This is a genomic window from Cryptosporangium sp. NPDC051539 (assembly GCF_044454545.1).
Taxonomy (GTDB): domain Bacteria; phylum Actinomycetota; class Actinomycetes; order Mycobacteriales; family Cryptosporangiaceae; genus Cryptosporangium.
Genome location: NZ_JBITDV010000004.1, coordinates 343,035 through 362,065 on the forward strand (window position 1 = coordinate 343,035; position 19,031 = coordinate 362,065).

General features: G+C 71.7%; 12 protein-coding genes. 4 read left to right on the forward strand and 8 right to left on the reverse strand.

The genetic code is table 11. The features are described from left to right. Positions 1-39: 39 nt before the first annotated feature. The gene (locus tag ACIBZJ_RS15225) at positions 40-450 is read left to right on the forward strand and encodes a hypothetical protein (protein ID WP_395929713.1); all 411 of its coding nucleotides are present in this window, start codon (positions 40-42) and stop codon (positions 448-450) included. Between the two features lie 56 nt (positions 451-506). Here ACIBZJ_RS15225 and ACIBZJ_RS15230 read toward each other — a convergent pair whose 3' ends face one another. The 6 genes from ACIBZJ_RS15230 to ACIBZJ_RS15255 all read right to left on the reverse strand — a co-directional run bounded on the left by ACIBZJ_RS15230 (position 507) and on the right by ACIBZJ_RS15255 (position 6,391). Next, positions 507-1,532 (reverse strand): hypothetical protein, encoded by a 1,026-nt coding sequence (locus ACIBZJ_RS15230; protein ID WP_395929715.1) that lies wholly within the window; start codon positions 1,530-1,532, stop codon positions 507-509. A gap of 113 nt (positions 1,533-1,645) precedes the next feature. Next, entirely contained in the window at positions 1,646-2,320 is a 675-nt protein-coding gene (locus tag ACIBZJ_RS15235; RefSeq protein WP_395929717.1) for a response regulator, read from the reverse strand. Next, entirely contained in the window at positions 2,317-4,671 is a 2,355-nt protein-coding gene (locus tag ACIBZJ_RS15240; protein ID WP_395929719.1) for a sensor histidine kinase, read from the reverse strand. The genes ACIBZJ_RS15235 and ACIBZJ_RS15240 overlap by 4 nt, the downstream gene beginning before the upstream one ends. Positions 4,672-5,074: 403 nt before the next feature. Further along, positions 5,075-5,242, reverse strand: a complete 168-nt coding sequence (locus ACIBZJ_RS15245) for a hypothetical protein (protein WP_395929721.1) — start codon at positions 5,240-5,242, stop codon at positions 5,075-5,077. 204 nt (positions 5,243-5,446) lie between these two features. Continuing rightward, positions 5,447-5,944: a cysteine dioxygenase gene (locus ACIBZJ_RS15250; RefSeq protein WP_395929723.1), complete on the reverse strand. Its 498-nt coding sequence runs from the start codon at positions 5,942-5,944 to the stop codon at positions 5,447-5,449. 78 nt (positions 5,945-6,022) lie between these two features. Then, on the reverse strand, positions 6,023-6,391 hold the full coding sequence (locus tag ACIBZJ_RS15255; RefSeq protein ID WP_395929725.1) for an STAS domain-containing protein: 369 nt from the start codon (positions 6,389-6,391) through the stop codon (positions 6,023-6,025). A 48-nt stretch (positions 6,392-6,439) separates the two neighbouring features. On the opposite strand from ACIBZJ_RS15255, the gene ACIBZJ_RS15260 reads away from it, so the two are divergent. Then, positions 6,440-7,801 (forward strand): PP2C family protein-serine/threonine phosphatase, encoded by a 1,362-nt coding sequence (locus ACIBZJ_RS15260; protein ID WP_395929728.1) that lies wholly within the window; start codon positions 6,440-6,442, stop codon positions 7,799-7,801. Between the two features lie 182 nt (positions 7,802-7,983). Here the strand turns inward: ACIBZJ_RS15260 and ACIBZJ_RS15265 are convergent, their stop codons facing one another. Then, positions 7,984-10,314, reverse strand: a complete 2,331-nt coding sequence (locus ACIBZJ_RS15265) for a SpoIIE family protein phosphatase (protein WP_395929730.1) — start codon at positions 10,312-10,314, stop codon at positions 7,984-7,986. 749 nt (positions 10,315-11,063) lie between these two features. Between ACIBZJ_RS15265 and ACIBZJ_RS15270 the strand changes: the two genes are divergently transcribed. Both ACIBZJ_RS15270 and ACIBZJ_RS15275 read left to right on the forward strand, forming a co-directional pair. Beyond that, positions 11,064-15,302, forward strand: a complete 4,239-nt coding sequence (locus ACIBZJ_RS15270; protein ID WP_395929732.1) for a HAMP domain-containing protein — start codon at positions 11,064-11,066, stop codon at positions 15,300-15,302. Continuing rightward, entirely contained in the window at positions 15,299-15,886 is a 588-nt protein-coding gene (locus ACIBZJ_RS15275) for a two-component system response regulator (protein WP_142705895.1), read from the forward strand. The genes ACIBZJ_RS15270 and ACIBZJ_RS15275 overlap by 4 nt, the downstream gene beginning before the upstream one ends. 57 nt (positions 15,887-15,943) lie before the next feature. On the opposite strand, the gene ACIBZJ_RS15280 is transcribed toward ACIBZJ_RS15275, so the two are convergent. After that, a complete protein-coding gene (locus tag ACIBZJ_RS15280) occupies positions 15,944-19,009 on the reverse strand; it encodes a copper resistance CopC/CopD family protein (protein ID WP_395929735.1) in 3,066 nt (1,021 codons plus the stop codon). Positions 19,010-19,031 lie beyond the last annotated feature (22 nt).

Genomic DNA, 19,031 nt, shown 5'->3' on the forward strand with positions numbered 1-19,031 from the left:
TTCGTGGAGAGGCCCGATCACGAGGGAAGGAGCGGTCCGATGACGATGACGGGGACACACGCCACGGGTGCGCTCTGGGGCGTCCACGCGCCGGAGGCGCCGGAGCAGGCGTTCGCCGAGGTCTTCGGGGACGCCGACCGGGTGCGGATCGCACTCTGGATCGACCGGACCGCGCCCGCGCACGGCGGGCTGTTCTGTGCCGACGCCGGCGCGAACGAGCTCGATCTCCCGGAGTCCACGGTGCGCAGCGCGCTCGGCCCGCTGCAGCACGTCGGCATGGTGCGATACCGCGGCGGGCTCTACGCGCGCTGCGATCACACGCTGTGGTCGGTGCTCAGGGTGTTCCGCACCTACGCCGGGCCCGCGCTGACCGCTCCTCCACCGGCCCCGCCCGCGGAGTCGCCCACCGAGCCGCAAGACGCCCGAGCCGCCACGTTCTACTTCGGCTGAGCCCTCCCCGAAACGCGGCGAAGCCGCCCGGCTCTGACCTGGAGCGGGCTGCCCACCTACAGCAGGTCGGCGGCGCGGTCTATTAGGGCGGTGACCACCGCCGGGCGCTCGCGTAGCTGCCAGAGCCAGGCCGGGCCGTCTCCCTCGGAGGCGAGCTTCTCCGCCTCCTCGACCAGCAGCATCCGCAATTCGCCCGGCGCCGACACCCCGTCGCGCACGAGTTCCTCCACGCGCGCGACGAACCGCCGGAGAAGCGACGTGGCCGCCGCGACGTGCTCGGTTCCCACGACCCACCGCCCCCGCTGTTCGATCACGACCTCAGCGACGTCGTCGCTCGCCGGCCCCCCGGCCAGGTGAGTGAACTCGACGTCCGAGCGCAGCCCGGCCACGTCCAGGCTGAGCACCGTGCGGTTGGCCTCGGCCAGGCCGACCAGTGCCGCGTACTGCTCCGGGCGGGCGTCCCGCCAGGCGATCAGCGCCGCGGCCAGGTGCCCCGCGGCCGCCCCGAGGTCGGGCTCGTCCTCCGGCTCCGGCCAGGCCCGGGTCAGGGCCGATGCGAACGCGCCGCGCCGCACCCCGTCCACCAGCGGACTGACGACGGCCGGACCGAGCCGCACCCGGCCGCCGGCCGTCGGGATGCAGGTGTAGTAGCCGACGCTCACGATCAGCGCGACGAGCAGCACCCGGCCGGACGGATCGACGTGCGGAAGGAACGACTTCTGGTCGAGCCAGCGCTCCGGCCGGGCGACCAGCCCGGAAGCCGACAGCCGGCTCCGGACCCGATCGGCCAGGACCGACTGCGCGCAGCTCACGATCCGCGCGTGCGTCCAGGGCTCCCGGTCGGCCTGGCGCTGCCAGGCGACCACCACCCGCTCCTGCGCGTCGAGCGCGAGCTCGTCGCAGGCCAGGCAGTGCTGGGAGTTCGGGTCACGCAAGAGCGGGCTACGGGTCGCCAGACAGCGGCGCCCCTGGTGCAACTGCTGACGCTGACGCGTCAGCGCGCTCCACACCACACGAGCGAGCTCGGTGGTGTGCTGATCCGGTGCGAGACGGGCCGGGCCCGCCGATACGACGACCACCACGGCCCCCTCAGCCCGTTCGCTTCTGTGACGAAAGATTCACGAGTTGCCATTCGAAAGTCTCTGCCTTGGAGCAGTGGCTGCGCGCCCGCCGAAAAGTGGTCATCATCGCGTCCTCAACCGGTCACTCGGCGTACCGGCCGGGGGCCGAGCACGGTCGTGGGACGGAGAATCCCGTCTTCGAGTGCGCGCTCGCGCAGATCGAGCTTGGTCCGGGCACCGCGGCCCGCGTCGTCGTACTTGGCCCGCACGCGGTCCAGGTACCCCTTCGCCGTCGAGGGCTTGACGCCGAGACGGCGGGCCACGTCGGTCATCCGCAGGCCCGACGCGTACAACCGCAGCGACTCGGTCTCCTGCAGGCTCAGCGACGGCTTGGCCGGCCGCTGGTCGCTGCGCAGCGCGAAGGCGAGGGCAGGCGTCATGAACTTGTGGCGGGCCGCCGCGGCCCGCACCGCCGCCCGGGTCTCGGTCGGGTCCAGGCTCTTGTGGACGTAGGACAGCGCGCCGGCCTCGATCGACTCCACGATCAGGTCGGTGTGGTCCTGCGTGCTGATCGTCACGACCGCGGGCCCGGCTTCGATCACCGCGGCGACGTTGTCGCCGACGTGACTCCCGTCCCCCAGCCAGACGTCCAGCAGGACGACGTCCGCGTCCCGGCCGCGGCCACCGAGCAGCTCTTCCACCGACTGCGCGAGCTCGATCACCACGAGTTCGCTGTCGGACGGCGCGAGCCATCCCGGAAGCCCCTGCAGCACCAACGGGTCATCATCGACAGCCGCCACTGTGATCATGAAACCCACCTCACCTCCACCCAGAAACTGCTTGAACCTGGTTCTTCGACATCGGTGCTGACCGTGCCGGGTATCGCGGCGCGCACTCGGTTGAGCAGCGCACCCATCGCGTCCTTGACCGCCGTCCGCTCCGCGGAGACCGGCAGGAGCACGGTGGCCGACGCATCCCGGACGCAGCCGCTCAACGTCACGACCGCCTCACCGGGACTGGTCAGCCGGAGAATCGCGAGCACGGCCGCGACCAGCTCGGCGCGGACCGGTTCCGGCACCTCGCCGAAGTCCGGCGCGATCCGCGCTTCCAGCGTCGCGGACCGGTCTGCGGCCGCTCCGGAGAACGACGAGACCATGTCGCGACGCCAGACCGAGTGCTCACCGGCCTCGGTCAGCTCGGAGAGCATCGCCCGCAACCGGCTGGCCTCGATCGCGCAGCGCGCGCGGACCTCGTGGTCGGCCGGGTCGAGCTGGTCGTGGGCCAGCAGCCGGACCAGCGGACGGAGCGAGGCACCCAGCTCGCGCTGCCAGCGCGCCCGGTCGTGCGTGACCGCCGCCAGCGCCTCGCGGCTGACCTGGATCTGGGCGGCTTCTCCGACCGCGGCCTCGGCGAGCGCCCCGTTGCGCCGGACCAGCCCGTAGGCGACGACGGTGGCCAGCTGCAGTACGAGTGCGCAGAGCAGCGCGGTGACGATCCGGTCGACCGCGCGGGCGTCCGGACCCACCTCCAGCAGCACCGCGCCGACGCTGAGCACGACGCCGGCCGCGGACCAGCCCAGGTACTCGGGGAGGGGCCGGTGCAGCGCGAGCAGGGCCAGCGGCCAGCCGACGGCGCCGGGGACCCAGTTGATCCAGAGGTCGACCTGGTGGGTGCCGGGCACGGCCGACAGCGCGGCCGCCGCGGCGGCCAGCACCATGACCGCCGCACCGATGCGCAGGCCGGACGGAAGAGGCTTCGTGGGGCCGTGCACCGCGACCGCGACGACGACCGCTCCGATGACCGCCCAGGCCAGCGCCTCGACCCAGAACGTCTGGTAGGTGGCGCGCGCGGAGAGCAGCAGCGCGCCACAGTAGAGGAGCCAGACCAGCGCGATGACGACCAGCGCCCAGGCCATGCCCGCGCGGTAGCCGGCCGCCACCGCGAAGTCGTCGGGCGTGGGATCCGCCGCCGCCGGCGCGCCGTGCCAGGTGAGCGTCACCGCGGTGCCCGCGCCGGGCGCCGAGGTGATCTCGGCCGTCCCGCCGACCCCGGCCATCCGCTCGACGACCGACCGGCGCACCCCGGTCTGCTGCGGAGTCGTGGCGCCGGGGTCGAAACCGCGGCCCTCGTCGCGCACGACGATCCGGACGCCGTCCGGAAGCACTGTGGCGCTCACCTCGGCGCGGTCGACGCACGCGTGCCGCTCGACGTTCGAGAGCGCCTCCCGCACGGCCCCGGCGAGCGCGTCGGCGACGTGCGGCGGGAGGTTCACCTCGTCGTCGGGCAGGTGGGTGTCGACCGACATGGCCCGGCACCCGGCCTCCCAGGCGATACCGGCGAACAGCCCCGGCGTCTTCGGCGCCTCGTCGAGCCGGTCGAGCAGGGTGAGATCGCGAGTGCAGCGGGCGCGCACCAGCTCGCGCCGGGTGCCCAGCGTGCCGCGGGCGACGACGGTGAGCGTGCTCAGCACGGTGTCGTGCAGGTTCCGCTCGAACTGGCGCCGGCTGTGCAGGCGGCTGCGCTCCACGGTGAGCTCGGCCCGCGCTCTGGCGACGTGGTCGAGCGTGGCGTCGGCCTGCCGGGCGCCGCGGCGGATCAGCCGCATCACGGCGACGGCCAGGAAGCCCTGGAGGAGGAAGATCGCGGCCTGGTTGTCGTGCGGCCCGGCCAGCGGCCGACCGGCCGCGACCACGCCGGCCAGGAACGCGGCGCTCTCGGCCGCCGCGAGCAGAACCGTCCAGCCCGGAGCCAGGGCCCACGAGGCCACGAAGATCGCGACGCTGGCCCCGCCGACGACCCAGGTCGTCGGATCGCCCACCGAGCCGGCGGGCAGGACCCACGGCGCCGCGGCCAGGTACGCGCAGAAGAGCAGGCTGTCGGCGACCGCGACCCACGGCACTAATCGACCGCCGCGCAGGAACCAGGCGTAGGCCGCGCCCCAGACGACCGTGCCGGCGACTGCGACGTGCTGCCAGGCCTCGACGTCACCCCCCGCGAACGCCTGCGGATAGGCCATCAGCGGGGTGAGCGCCGACCAAGCACCCCGGAAGATGAGCGCGATCCGAGCCGCGGACGCGTCGAGCGCATCCTGCGCAGCAGTACCGCCGGTGGACGCGGTCCGATCCGCGATCACACCCCGGGTACCGCTCGTGCCGTTCATCCCGCCGTCCGTTCCGGTACGGTTCGCCGGGGTCGCGTCCCGGCCCGCCACGAAGCGCACGGTCCAGACGCGTCGACGCTCGGCGGCTCGGGTTGAGGACCCGTTGCGGGCCCAACGGCACCCGGACCGTCGGCGCGGCGCGAAGACCCTCGCCGCCATGAAAAACTGCCCCTCCCACCCCCGGCAGCACCCCCCGGTACCGCCGTCCACCGTCCACAACCGATCACTCCGTGGACGCCGAGAGGCCTCACAGTGCCAGCACCGGAAACTGAGCTCCACCGTGCTAGCCCCACCGTGCTAGCCCGGAGCCGGAGTGTGTCCCCGCCAACTCGGTCCACGGAGTTTACCTGGGACAACGTCCCCCGTAGGGGCGGTTCGGGGAACGTCAGGGGGTCGGTCGCCCCTAGAGAGGGGGCAAGATCAAACCGGGCACGAGCCCGTCGGCGATCAACAGCTCGATCCAGGCCGCAAGGACGTCGTCCTCGGTCGCGGGGAGCGGAATCGGGCGGGCACCGGTCTCGCCCTGGGGCATCGCAGGCAGCAGCGGGTATGCGCCGGACGCCTCGGCCATCGCTCCCCCTTCACCCACAACCGTGCTAGCCCCCAATCTGGCTAGCCCCGCTCGCAGAATGATGACGGACACGACTTGCGGACGCGGACAGCCTGGAGCAATCTGCCCAAATTTCGGTGAAGCGAGTCCCTCTTCCGGGCCGGACCGACCAAGGGTCAACGCCCCACGAACCAAGGGTTCGGCGGCCCGCCGGGCAGGGCCGGGTTACCAGTCGGAGCCGGCGGTCTCCACCACGGCGAGTTCGGGGCCGCGGTCGGTCATGCGGTAGCGGGACATCGTCGTCAGGCGCGGGGCGTAGACGTGGATGCTCACTGCGGGCTCGACCCCGTCGTTGACGACGTCGTGCAGATGACGGCGGCCGAAGACCCGGCGCTCGGACGCGACGAGCGTCCGGCTGCGGAGCCGCGCGGGCTGGATGGGAGCGCCGGGCGTCGCCCACGGGGTGTCTTCGCGCAGGCGTCCGCGAACCACCGCGAACGCGCCGGACGAGCCGCCGTGGTCGTGCAAGCCGGTGCGCTGACCCGGCCACCAGCTCAGCAGCCACGCCTCGACCGGAAGCCCGGGCACCTCGAGGCGCCCGTACCAGCGCTGATCGATGTCGTAACGGACGAGCGAAACCCAGTCGACGGTGGCGACCAGGTCGTCCAGCACCGCGCCGAGACGGATCCCGGCCGGCGTCCTCACCAACACCTCTTGACCCATGGGTTCAGTAAAACACATAAGCCCTACCAGTTTGGTAGGGGTACTGACGCGCGTTGCGTCGTCCCGGCAACAGACCGATCAGTTCGGCGAGGTCCCCGCCGCGGCCAGCTCGACCGCGTGATCGAGCGAGGTCGCGGTCGGCAGCACCGTGGACAGGCCCGAGATCGCGAACACGGCCTCGACGTCGGGTCGCAGCCCACACACCACCAGCGCCCCACCGACCTGCATCACCCAGCGGGCGTGTGTCGCCACCGTGCCGAGCCCGGTCGAGTCGCAGAACGTCACGCCGCTCAGGTCGAGTACGACGTTCTCGCGACCCTCCTCACGCAACGCATCGAGGGATTGGCGCAGCGTGCCCGACGTGGCAATGTCAAGCTCCCCGGAGAGCCGGAGGACACCGACATTGTCGGCCTCTCCGGCACTGCTGACGATGACGGACAAGTTCATCTCCACCCCTTCAGCGCGCGTCACTGGATACCCCTCGAGGAGAGCGACATGACCGACGCCGAAAGCGCAGCATCTGCGCAGGTCGGCAGCCTGTTTCCGCCGAACGAGGCCGAGCGGCTGAAGGCAGTTCGGCGGTACGACATCCTCGATACGCCCCCCGACGGGGCATTCGACCGCATCGCGGCACTCGCCGCGCGCATCTTCGGAGTTCCCGTCGCCACGGTGACGATCGTGGACGAAGACCGGATCTGGTTCAAGGCCACACATGGGGTCGAGGTCACCGAGATAGGCCGTGACCCGGGACTATGTGCGTCTGCAATTCTCGCCGACGGGCCGATGGCGATCGAGGACGCGTCGCTCGACCCGATCGCGTACAACAATCCGCTCGTCCGGGGCGAGTTCGGGCTCCGCTTCTACGCCGCGGCACCGATCGTGACCAGCGACGGCTTCCATCTGGGCACGGTCAACGTCATCGACATGAAGCCCCGCCCGGTCACCGAAGCGGAGCTCGCGACGCTGGCCGACCTGGCCGCGATCGTCGTGGACGAGCTCGAGCTGCGGCTCTCGGCGATCCGCGAGGTGCGGCTCGAACGGCGTCGGCGCGAGGAGGTGCAGAAGTCGAAGGGCCAGGTCGAGGAGGTGGCCCGCACGCTCCAGCAGACGCTGTTGCCGCCGCGGATGCCGAAGGTGCCCGGCCTGGAGCTGTCGGCGTTCTACCACGCGGCTCCGCTGCAGGAGGTCGGCGGCGACTTCTACGACGTGTTCCCGCTCGGCGGTCGTCGCTGGGCGATCTCGATCGGTGACGTCTCCGGCAAGGGCGTGAACGCTGCGGCGCTGACGTCGCTGGCCCGGTACGCGTTGCGAGGGGCCGCGATCCAGACGTCGGACCCGTCGCTGGTGATGGCGGCGCTGAACGAGACGATCGCCGCCGACCAGAGCGGGCACGACGTCCCGCGGTACTGCACGGCGGTGTTCTGCGTCATCGAGTTGACCGAGACCGGGTCGGCGCAGGTCCGGCTGGCCAACGGCGGGCACCCGCCGGCGGTGGTGTGCCGGGCCGACGGCAGCATCGAACGGCTCACCGAGTCCGGGCCGATGCTCGGATGGCTCGCGGAGAGCCGCTACCCGACGTCGGAGACGCTGCTCGGGCCCGGCGACGGGCTGCTGTTCTACACCGACGGCATCACCGATGCCCGCCGCTACGGTCAGCGCTTCGGAGAGGGACGCCTGGCCGCGGCTCTGGCCGACCGCCCGCACAACAACGCGAAGTCGCTGGTGCGGTGGGTCCGAAACCTCATGAACGAGTTCGACCCGCCGGGCTACGACGACGTAGCCGTCATCTCCTGCAGCGTAGAACCCCGCCCAGTAACCAACCGCCAGCTAACCGCCGTCTGGTCCGCCGCCGACTAACCCCTCGCAGTGGCCTGCGGCCCGACCCAAGTAGCAACCCGAGTAGTGACCTGGAGCCCGCTGAGAACGGCGCTGACATCCGCGCCCGTCGACGTCGCGTATTAGTCATACTCAAGTCGCCGGGCGCGGCTGTCAGCGTCGTTCTCAGCGGGCCGCCCTCAAGGCGGCTGTCAGCGTCGTTCTCAGCGGGCCGCCCTCAAAACCAGAATGGCGAGGTCGTCGCGTAGGGGGCCGTCTCCGAACTCGGTGGCGGCGGTCCGCAGGCGGGCGGCGATGTCGGCGGCAGGCAGGCCGCCGCAGTGCGCGAGCACCTCGACCGTCCGCTCCTCGCCGAATTGGTCGTCGCCACGACGGCGCTCGGTGACCCCGTCGGTGTAGAACACCAGCGCGTCGCCGGGCGCCAGGTGGATCGAGACCTCTTCGACCTCGATGTGGTCGGTCAGCCCCGCGGCCATCCCACCGGCACCGACCTGCTCCGCTCCGCCGTTGGCCAGCATCTTGATCGGCAGCGGGTGCCCGGCCAGGCAGAGCCGCACCAGCAGCCCGCCTTCGGACCGCTCGGCCACCGCCGCCGCCACCGTGCAGAACACGGTCTGCCCGGTCCACGGGCCGCCGCTCTCCCGCGCCAGGCTGGCCTCCTCGACCAGCGCGCGGTTCAGCGCCGACAGCGCGTACGGCAGGTCGCGCCCCTCGCGGGCCAGCGTCCGCAGCACGTCCCGCACCATGCCGGTGACCGACGCCGCCTGCGGGCCCTTGCCGCACACGTCGCCGATCGCCAGCAGCCACCGTTCGTCTCCGAGCGGCAGCACGTCGTAGAAGTCGCCACCGACCTCGTTGCTCGCACCGGCCGGCCGGTACTGCGCCGCGAACTCCAGCCCTTCTGCGGCCGGCAGCGAGGCCGGGAGCAGCGCGCTCTGCAGCGCCTCGGCCACCGAATCGCGCTCGGAGTACAGCCGCGCGTTGTCGACCGACAGTGCGGCCCGGCGGGCCAGGTCGACCGCGATCGCCACTTCCTCGGACGTGTGCCTGCGCCCCGGGGGGTCGCCGATCGACATCGTGCCGACGACCTCGCGCCGGGCGGTGAGCGGAAGCACCAATCCGGACAGTGGACCGGTCAGCGGCGTCGCCGCGTGGGTGACCGTCGCGGCCCGGATGCGCTCCCGCAGCGGCGCGCCCTCCGGCGCCAGGAACGTCTCTTCCAGCTCGGGGACGCCACGCTCGTCGTTGTGCACCGAGACCACCAGCTCGGGGTCGCCGGCGTCGTCCAAGGTGTGGATCACGCACCACTCCCCCAGGCGCGGCACGCACAGCTGGGCCACCAGCGCCAGCGTGAGATCGACGTCCAGCGACGAGGCGAGCAGCTCGCTGGCGTCGGCCAGGAACGCGAGGTCGCCCCGGCGGGTCTGCTCGGTGTCACGGAGCCGGGCCGCGTCCAGGCTGACCGCCAGCCGTTCCGCCGCGAGCAGCGCGAACACCGAGTCGGCGGGCCGGAACAGGCGGCCGGACGGCATGCCCAGCTCGAGCCGCCCGCGGATCGGCGGGCTCGACGGCAGCGCCACCGAGAGCGCGACGCCAGCCCCGGCGTCGGCCAGTGCGCCGGTCGGCGGCAGGAGGTCGGCGCTACGCGGGCGCGGCGGGTCGTCGGGCCAGAGCCGGGCCGGCGAGTCGATCGCGGCGTCGGGGAGGCCCACGGCGGCGATCGCGGCCACGCCCGAGCCCTCGTCGGCCCAGAGGATGCCGAACGGCGCTCCGGTGACCTCACAGACCCGGTAGACGATCTCCTGGGCCAGCTCGTGAGCGTCGAGCTCGTGCACGACCCGGTCGGTGAGGTACGTGAGCCAGCTCGCGGCCTCGGCGGCCGGCACCGCGATCGTGCTGCGGCCGGGCGTCGATCGGCGGGGTGGCTCGGGCGGCGTCTGGGGACGGATCGCGACCCCGCCCGCGGCGATCGACGCGCCCCGGCGTCCGCGGACCTTGCGGCCTTCGCGGCGCAGGCCCCAGCGCGAATCGGCCGGCTCGGGCAGCGGCTCGTCGTCCGGGAGCGGCTCGGTACGCGGCGGTTCGTCCACCGGGATCAGGGCACCGGACCCGGCGCGGGTCACCACCGGGTCGTCCACGTCGAGGCGGAACCAGACCGACTTGCCCTGCCGCCCGTAGGCGACACCCCATTCGGACGCGAGCGAGTCGACGAGGTGCAGCCCGCGGCCGCCCTCGGCCAGCATCGGCGGCGGGAGCGACGGGCCCAGCACGGCCCGGCTGCCGTCGGTGACCCGGACCGTGATCGACTCGGCGTCGCCGATGACCTCGATGTGCATCGCGGTACCGGCGTGGACCACCGCGTTGGTCGCGAGTTCGGTGGTCAGCAGCGCGACCTCGTCGGAGAGCGAGGCGAGACCGCACTCCTCCACGACGTCTCGGGCCAGGGCGCGTGCCAGCGCCGGCGACTTCGCGTCACCGGGCAACGGCGCCCGTCGCGTCACCAGCGCGGAACCCGACGGCTCCGGAAAACTCATCTGATGACCCATCTGCCGGCTCACCTCGCGCCGCTCGTCCTGCGCCGCCCGACTACACCCCCGCCCGGGTCAGCTCGGTCGGTGCCGAACTCGAGGGAGGACCGCCCGCCGGTCGGCCCTCGTGGCCGGCACGTTCGGGATGTCCCGGACAGACCCTAGCCTCCAGGGGCCAACCGCTGCAGAGTCCAGCAGGAATCAGGTCGTTGTCCGACACTGTGATTCACACGCGAACATTCGCATCGGCGCGGGACGATCGACGTGTACCGCGGCCCCGATGGCCGCGTACCGAACGGATCGAACGCCCCACGGTGCGTGATAGGCAAAACGAACGAGGTGGAGGTCCACCGGCTGACGCAGACGCGAGCATCCGTGCCGGACCTGAACCATCGGCACGGCTGTACCGAACGGATCGAACGCCCCACGGTGCGTGATAGGCAAAACGAACGAGGTGGAGGTCCACCGGCTGACGCAGACGCGAGCATCCGTGCCGGACCTGAACCATCGGCACGGCTGTACCGAACGGATCGAACGCCCCACGGTGCGTGATAGGCAAAGATGGGGGTGTCCACGCGGCGCCGGAACCTTCGGGGCCTCGGACACCCGGTGAGATGAGGCACACGATGACGACAGCCGAGCGGGGCCGGCCGAGCCGCCGCCCCTCAGGCAATGGGTCAGCGCCAGCCGACAACACGGCGAAGCGCACCGCCGACGCGGCCCAACCGGCGCCGCGTGGTACCCAGACCGGGACGATGCTCGCGGAGCGTCCCGCGATCGTGACCGAGCTGAGCGACGCGCTCGACCTGCTTCGACGCGGTGATTTCAGCGCCCGCCTGGCCCGGCGGGACGGTCCGGACGCAGACCTCGCTGAGCTCTTCAACGAGGTCGCGGGCCGGATGGAGCAGCGCAACCGCGAGTTCGAACGCGTCAGCCGCGTCATCGGCCGCGACGGCCGGATGGCCGAGCGGGTCGACGAGTCGATCGGCAGCGGAGACTGGGCGACCGGCGCGCAGGCGATCAACTCCCTGATCGACGACCTGGCCCGGCCGACGACCGAGGTGGCCCGCGTCATCGACGCGGTGGCCCGCGGCGACCTGACCCAGCAGATGGCGCTGGAGATCGGCGATCAGCCGCTCAAGGGTGAGTTCCTGCGCATCGGTACCACCGTGAACCGCATGGTCGACCAGCTCTCGTCGTTCGCCGACGAGGTGACCCGGGTCGCCCGCGAGGTCGGCACCGAGGGCAAGCTCGGCGGCCAGGCCCACGTCCGCGGCGTCTCCGGGGTGTGGCGCGAGCTGACCGACAACGTGAACTCGATGGCCGGCAACCTGACCGGCCAGGTCCGCAACATCGCCCAGGTCACCACCGCGGTCGCCAAGGGCGACCTCACCCAGAAGATCACGGTCGACGCCCGGGGCGAGATCCTCGAGGTGAAGAGCACGGTCAACACGATGGTCGACCAGCTGTCCGCGTTCGCCGACGAGGTCACGCGGGTGGCCCGCGAGGTGGGCACCGAGGGCAAGCTGGGCGGCCAGGCCCACGTCCGCGGGATCTCGGGCACCTGGGCCGAGCTGACCGAGAACGTGAACCAGCTGGCCGGCAACCTGACCGGCCAGGTCCGCAACATCGCCCAGGTCACCACCGCGGTCGCCAAGGGCGACCTGACCCAGAAGATCACCGTCGACGCCCAGGGCGAGATCGCGGAGCTCAAGAGCACCGTCAACACGATGGTCGACCAGCTGTCCTCCTTCGCCGACGAGGTCACCCGCGTCGCCCGCGAGGTCGGCACCGACGGCAAGCTCGGCGGGCAGGCCACGGTGCGGGGCGTTTCGGGCACCTGGCAGGAGCTCACGAACAACGTCAACCAACTGGCCGGCAACCTCACCGGCCAGGTGCGCAACATCGCCCAGGTCACCACCGCCGTCGCCAAGGGCGACCTCACCCAGAAGATCACCGTCGACGCCCGCGGCGAGATCGCGGAGCTCAAGAACACCGTCAACACGATGGTCGACCAGCTGTCCTCCTTCGCCGACGAGGTCACCCGCGTCGCCCGCGAGGTCGGCACCGACGGAAAACTGGGCGGTCAAGCTCAGGTCCGGGGCGTTTCGGGCACCTGGCAGGAGCTCACGGACAACGTTAACCAATTGGCCGGCAACCTCACCGGGCAGGTGCGGAACATCGCGTCGGTCACCACGGCGGTGGCGAAGGGCGACCTGACGCAGAAGATCACCGTCGACGCCCAGGGCGAGATCGCGGAGCTCAAGAACACCGTCAACACGATGGTGGATCAGCTCTCGTCGTTCGCCGACGAGGTCACCCGGGTGGCCCGCGAGGTCGGTACCGACGGCAAGCTCGGCGGCCAGGCCCAGGTCCGCGGGGTCTCGGGCACCTGGCGCGAGCTCACCGACAACGTGAACTCGATGGCCGGCAACCTGACCAGCCAGGTCCGCAACATCGCCTCGGTCACCACCGCCGTCGCCAAGGGCGACCTGAGCCAGAAGATCACGGTCGACGCCCAGGGCGAGATCCTCGAGCTCAAGAACACCGTCAACACGATGGTCGACCAGCTCTCGTCGTTCGCCGCCGAAGTCACCCGGGTCGCCCGCGAGGTCGGCACCGACGGCAAGCTGGGCGGTCAGGCCGAGGTGCGGGACGTGTCCGGTACCTGGCGCGACCTCACCCAGAGCGTGAACATCCTGGCCGGCAACCTCACCACCCAGGTCCGCGCGATCGCGGACGTGGCGACGGCGGTCACCCGGGGCGATCTGTCCCAGGCGATCACGGTCGAGACGCAGGGCGAGCTCGCCGAGCTCAAAAGCAACATGAACCAGATGATCAACAACCTCAAGGACACGACCACCAAGAACGCGGAACAGGACTGGCTGAAGAGCAACCTGGCCCGCATCGGTGCTCAGCTCCAGGGGCAGCGCGACCTGCGTCAGGTCTGCCAGATGATCATGAGCGAGATCACCCCGGTGGTCGACGCCCAGCAGGGCGCGTTCTTCCTGCTGGAAGCCACCCGGGAAGGCCTGCGGCTGCGGCTGGCGTCGTCCTACGGGTACGCGCCCCGGCGCGGCGAGTCGGTGCTGAGCCTCGGTGAGGGGCTGGTCGGTCAGGCCGCGGTGGAGCGGCGCTCGATCCGGGTCCCGCAGACGCCGCCCGGCTACCTGTCGATCGGCTCCGGGCTCGGCGAGGCCCCGCCCGCCGACCTGGTGATCGTCCCGGTGCTGTTCGAGGAGCGGGTGCTCGGCGTCATCGAGCTGGCCAGCTTCAAGAACTTCTCCGACCTGCACATGAGCTTCTTGCAGCAGCTCGTCGACACGCTCGGCGTCGTCCTCAACACGATCATCGCGAACGCGCGGACGGAGGAGCTGCTGGCGCAGTCGCAGCGGCTGACCCAGGAGCTCCAGGCGCAGTCGATGGAGCTGCAGCGCACCAACGCCGAGCTGCAGGAGAAGGCGGCGCTGCTCTCCGAGCAGAACCGCAACATCGAGATCAAGAACCGTGAGATCGAGATGGCGCGGCTGGGTCTGGAAGAGAAAGCCGAACAGCTCGCGCTGTCGTCGCAGTACAAGACCGAGTTCATGGCGAACATGAGCCACGAGCTCCGGACGCCGCTGAACTCGCTGCTCGTGCTCGCGCGGCTGCTGGCCGAGAACACCGAGTCGAACCTCACCGGGCGGCAGATCGAGTTCGCCCGGACGATCCACGACGCCGGCTGGGACCTGCTGACGCTGATCAACGACATCCTCGACCTGTCCAAGGTCGAGGCGGGCAAGATGGACGTCCACGCGAGCCGGGTGACCCTGGACGACGTCTGCGGGTACGTCGAACAGACATTCCGGGCCCAGTCCGAGCTCAAGGGGCTGCGGTTCGCGGTCGATCGGGGGCCGGGCGTCCCGGATCAGCTGTTCACCGACGAGCAACGGCTGCAGCAGATCCTGAAGAACCTGCTCTCGAACGCGGTGAAGTTCACCGACGCGGGCACGGTCACGCTGAGCATCCACGTCGGCCCGGAAGACATGCTGTTCGCCAGCCCGACGCTGAACGCCGCCGACCGGGTCGTCGCGTTCGCGGTGACCGACACCGGCATCGGCGTCGCCGCCGACAAGCTGAAGCTGATCTTCGACCCGTTCCAGCAGGCCGACGGCTCCACCAGCCGCAAGTACGGCGGCACCGGCCTCGGCCTGTCGATCTCCCGGGAGATCGCGCGGGTGCTCGGCGGCTCGATCACCGTCCAGAGCGACGTCGGGCGGGGCAGCACGTTCACGCTGTACCTGCCGCAGCGGTATCCCGGCGAGGCGGCCGATCCGGGCAGCGGCCTGGAGCGCCTGCAGGACGACACGGTGTTCTCCGGCTCGTCGTACTCCGGTCCGCTGATGAGCTCCACCACGATGGCTGCCAGGGGCGCGCTGAGCAACCGGCCGACCAGCATCGTCGACGCCGAAGACATCGGCGCGGCGATCATCACGCAGGGCGCCGGTGCCGCGCGGCCGACGCCGGTCGAGAAAGTCACCCCGGAACCCCGGACGCTCGAACCGAGCCGATCCATGCGCGGCAAGCCGACCCGGACCGTCGACACGTCGGTGCTGGCCGGACGCACCGTGCTGATCGTCGACGACGACGTCCGCAACGTCTTCGCGCTGACGTCGGCGCTGGAGCTGCACGGGCTGACCGTGCTCTACGCCGACAACGGTGCGGCGGGCATCGCGACGCTACAGGCCCACCCGGAAGTGGACCTCGTCCTGATGGACGTCATGATGCCCGACATGGACGGTAACGAGACCACGGCGGCGATCCGGAAGATGCCCGGGTTCGGCGAGCTGCCGATCCTGTTCCTGACCGCCAAGGCGATGCCGGGCGATCGGGACAAGAGTCTCGCCGCGGGTGCGAGCGACTACATCACCAAACCGGTCGATCTCGATCGTCTGCTCCGGTTGATGTCCGGCTGGGTCACGCGTGACACGGGCGCGCCCGGACCTGACGCGTGAGCACTGACCGCAAGCGGGCGAAAGTCCTTCTCGTCGACGACCGCCCCGAGAACCTGCTCGTCCTGGAAGCGATCCTGCAAGGGCTCGACCACGACCTGGTCACCGCACCGTCCGGCGAGGAGGCGCTGAAGCGTCTGCTCACCGACGACTTCGCGGTGATCCTGCTCGACGTCCAGATGCCCGGTATGGACGGTTTCGAGACGGCGGAGCACATCAAGCGCCGGGAACGGACGCGGCACATCCCGATCGTGTTCCTCACCGCGATCGACCGGAAGCCCCACCACGCGTTCCGGGGCTACGCCACCGGGGCCGTGGACTACCTGGCGAAGCCGTTCGACCCGTGGGTGCTGCGGGCGAAGGTCAGCGTCTTCATCGACCTGTGGGAGAAGAACCGGCTCCTGCTGGAGCGGACCGAGCTCCTGCAGCAGCGGGTGCACTCGACCGAGGTCGCGTCGACCGAGCGCGGTTCCGCGCTGGATCGCGCGCGCCTGCGGGTGCAGGAGGCACTGGCCCGCTGCGAGGGCACCGATCCGGAGACCGCCGAGCTGCTGCGCGCCGCCTTGCACGACCTCGACTCGATCTAGGCCGGATACGCCTCGACCCCCGCCGTGGGCGGGGGTCGAGGCGTTCCGCACCGGCGGTCAGCGGATCGTGATGACCTTCTCGACGCTGTACTGGTCGATGTCCGACGTCCGGGCCGTGAACACGAACTTCCACTCGCCGGCGATCGGGAGCTCCACCTGCCCGACCGCGTGGTTCTCGGTGAGCGGCAGCGCGACCACGTCGGTCGAGACGTTCGCCTTCGGGAGGTCGGCCGAGCCGCTCCACTCGGCGACCTTGACCGGCAGGCCGTTCTGGTCGAAGAGCGTCAGGTGCAGTTCGTTCGTGCCGACGTGAGCCGGCGAGAGGTCGACCTGCAAGACGTTCGGGCCCATCGTGAGCTGTGCGCTGTACGGCAGGTTAGCCGCGGCCGCGGCCGCGTCGCCGGCGCTGCGGGCCGGTGCGACCTGCACGAGCGCGGTGGCCAGCGCCAGCACGACGGCGCCGAGCAGCACCTCGATGCCCACCCGGGACCGCAGCCGGCGCACCTCGTCGGCCGACCTTCCCGAGGCCGAGAAGTCCGCCGTCTCCGGCTCCGCCGCCTTCCGCGCCTTGGTGGTGGTCTTGGCGGCTGTCTTCGACGCGGTCTTGGGCCCGTTCTTGGTCGCCGCCGTGGGCCCGTTCTTGGTCGCCGCCGTGGGCCCGTTCTTGGTCGCCGCCGTGGGCCCGTTCTTGGTCGCCGCCGTGGGCCCGTTCTTGGTCGCCGCCGTGGGCGCGGTCTGGGGCGCCGTCTTGGTCGCGGTGGCGGTCGCGGCGCTGTGGTCCTCGGCGGGGGCCGCAGCGGCACGCTTCGCGGCGGTACCCGCCGTTGTCTTCTTCTGCGGACGCTTGCCCGCGGCCGACTTCGCGGCACCCCGGCCCGCCGCCTGAGCCGAACCCCCGGCGGACGCCCGCGCTGAAGCGTCGGCCGGCGCCTGCGCCGCAGCCTCAGCGGGCGCCTTCGCGGCAGCCTCAACGGGCACCGCCCCCTCGCCCGCCGCCTTCGCCCCCTCAGCAGACGCCTGCGCTGAAGCGTCGGCGGGCGCCTGCGCCGCAGGCTCGGCGGCAACCGCGCCCTCGCCCGCGACCTCCGCCGCCTCAGCGGACGCCTGCGCCAAGGCCTCGGCAGGCGCCTTCGCGACAGACTTGCTGGGCGCCTGCGCCGCAGACTCGGCGGGCACCGTGACCTCGCCCGCTCCCTTCGTCCGCTCAGCGGACGCCTTCGCGGCGGACTTGGTGGGCGTCTCGGCCGCGACCTCGCCCGGCACCTTTGCCACGGACTCGCCGGACACCTCCGCCGACGCGTCAGCGGGCGCCTGCGCCCGAGCCTCAGCGGGCACCGCGACCTCGCCCGGCACCTTCGCCCCGGACTCGCCGGACACCTGCGCCGACGCGTCAGCAGGCGCCTCCGCCGCAGTCTCGGGCGCCGCGGCCTCGGTGGGTGTCTCGGCCGCGGACCTTGCGGGCGCCTTCGCCGCGGACCTGGCAGGCGCCTTCGCCGCGGACCTGGCAGGCGCCTTCGCCGCGGACCTGGCAGGCGCCTTGGCCGCGCTCTTGGCTGCAGATTTGGCGGGCGCCTTCGCTGCGCTCTTGGCGGCGGTCTTGGCAGGCTTCTTCGCGGGCAGGCCGGGCGACGAGTCGTCGAGGCCCGGCCCGCCAGGGGCCTGCTCGCCGGCAGCCGAGTCGGCGGCCAGCTCATCGGATGCCGGCGCCTGGTCGGCACCGGCCGCGTTGGTCGCACCGGCCGCCTTGGCCGCCTTAGCCGCGCCGGCCGCGTTGGTCGCCTTGGCCGCCTTGGCCGCCTTGGCCGCACCAGCCGCGGGGGGCGGGTTTTCGGGGTCTTCGGCGGCGAGCGCATAGGCCACCGGCACTCCGAAGCGGCGGCGGATCCACGCCCTCGCGTTCGCGGCCACGACCAGAATCGCGCCCAGCCAGATCACCTTCGTGAGCACCAGCTGCCCGTACGTCGTGTTGACCAGCCGATCGAGTCCCCCGAACCCACCGATCTCCAGGAACGTCTCGATCACACCGCTGAACACCAGCATCGCCACGGCCCAGAACGCCCACCGCGACCACACCGGCAGGATCACCTCGAGCTCCCGGTACCTGGCCCGCGGCAACAGGTACCGCGCCAGCACGGCCAGACCTCCGAGCCACACGGCCATCGCCCCGACGTGCAGCGTGATCGCCGGCACCGACAGGAACGGCGCGGGCGACTGTGCGGCGTGCCCCGCGAACGGGAACGTGACCAGCACGGCCAGTCCGAGGATCCCGACCAGCACGCGGTCCACCGGCCCGGCCCAGCCCGGATCCGACCCGTCCTCCGCCACCGACGGACGCAACACCCGGATCAGCACCGGGATCGCCGCGATCAGCAGCCCGAGCCGGGCGGCCAGCGCGCGCCCCACCGTCTCGTCCAGCGACTGCCCGACACCGCCGAACGAGATGTCGGCCAGCGTCCCCCCGTCCGCATAGGTCTCTTGCAGGAGCAGGACGCCGAGCGTGCCGCCGAACAGCAACCCCCAGCCGGTCCAGGCCAGGCGGCGCGGGCCGCGGGTGGCCAGCCGCCGCGGCCACAGGCCGAGCAGGATCACCAGCGGACCGGCCAGCAGCGCGACGCCCGCGTAGGCGGCGAAGCGGCTGACCGACTGCACGGTGCGCACGCCGCCGTCGACCGACGCCGAGGCAGCGCCGGAGTTGACGTCGGTCGCGCTCGCGCCGAGCGCGGAGGGCACCCGGGAGCTGAACGTGAACCCGCCCTGGACGGGGTGCCCGTCGGCCGAGATCACCCGGTAGCTGACCAGGTACGTGCCGTCGGCGAGGTCGGCCTTCAGCGGGATCCGGACCCGCGCGCCGTTGTTGACCGTGGTGACCTTGCCCGCGACGACGTCCTTGCCGTCCGGGGCGATGACCTTGACCCGGCCGTCGACCGGCACGACGCGCTCGCTGAAGTTCATCGTGACGACGGTCGGGGCGGAGTCGGCGATCGAGCCGCCGGGCGGGTCGGTGCCTTCCAGGCTGGCGTGCGCCTGCGCCGGTGAGGCCCCGAATCCGAGCGCGAGCAGCGCGAACAGCCCGACGACGAGCGCGCGCCACGCTATCCGGTATTTGCTCCGGCCTGTCCGCACGCTCGTCCTTCTTCCTGTCGTC

Excerpts from the sequence above, each read along its gene's own strand:
- ACIBZJ_RS15270 (WP_395929732.1), top strand. The coding sequence starts at position 11,064 with ATGCTCGCGGAGCGTCCCGCGATCGTGACCGAGCTGAGCGACGCGCTC.
- ACIBZJ_RS15240 (WP_395929719.1), bottom strand. The coding sequence starts at position 4,671 with ATGAACGGCACGAGCGGTACCCGGGGTGTGATCGCGGATCGGACCGCG.
- ACIBZJ_RS15260 (WP_395929728.1), top strand. The coding sequence starts at position 6,440 with ATGACCGACGCCGAAAGCGCAGCATCTGCGCAGGTCGGCAGCCTGTTT.
- ACIBZJ_RS15235 (WP_395929717.1), bottom strand. The coding sequence starts at position 2,320 with ATGATCACAGTGGCGGCTGTCGATGATGACCCGTTGGTGCTGCAGGGG.
- ACIBZJ_RS15250 (WP_395929723.1), bottom strand. The coding sequence starts at position 5,944 with ATGGGTCAAGAGGTGTTGGTGAGGACGCCGGCCGGGATCCGTCTCGGC.
- ACIBZJ_RS15225 (WP_395929713.1), top strand. The coding sequence starts at position 40 with ATGACGATGACGGGGACACACGCCACGGGTGCGCTCTGGGGCGTCCAC.
- ACIBZJ_RS15265 (WP_395929730.1), bottom strand. The coding sequence starts at position 10,314 with ATGAGTTTTCCGGAGCCGTCGGGTTCCGCGCTGGTGACGCGACGGGCG.
- ACIBZJ_RS15255 (WP_395929725.1), bottom strand. The coding sequence starts at position 6,391 with ATGAACTTGTCCGTCATCGTCAGCAGTGCCGGAGAGGCCGACAATGTC.
- ACIBZJ_RS15245 (WP_395929721.1), bottom strand. The coding sequence starts at position 5,242 with ATGGCCGAGGCGTCCGGCGCATACCCGCTGCTGCCTGCGATGCCCCAG.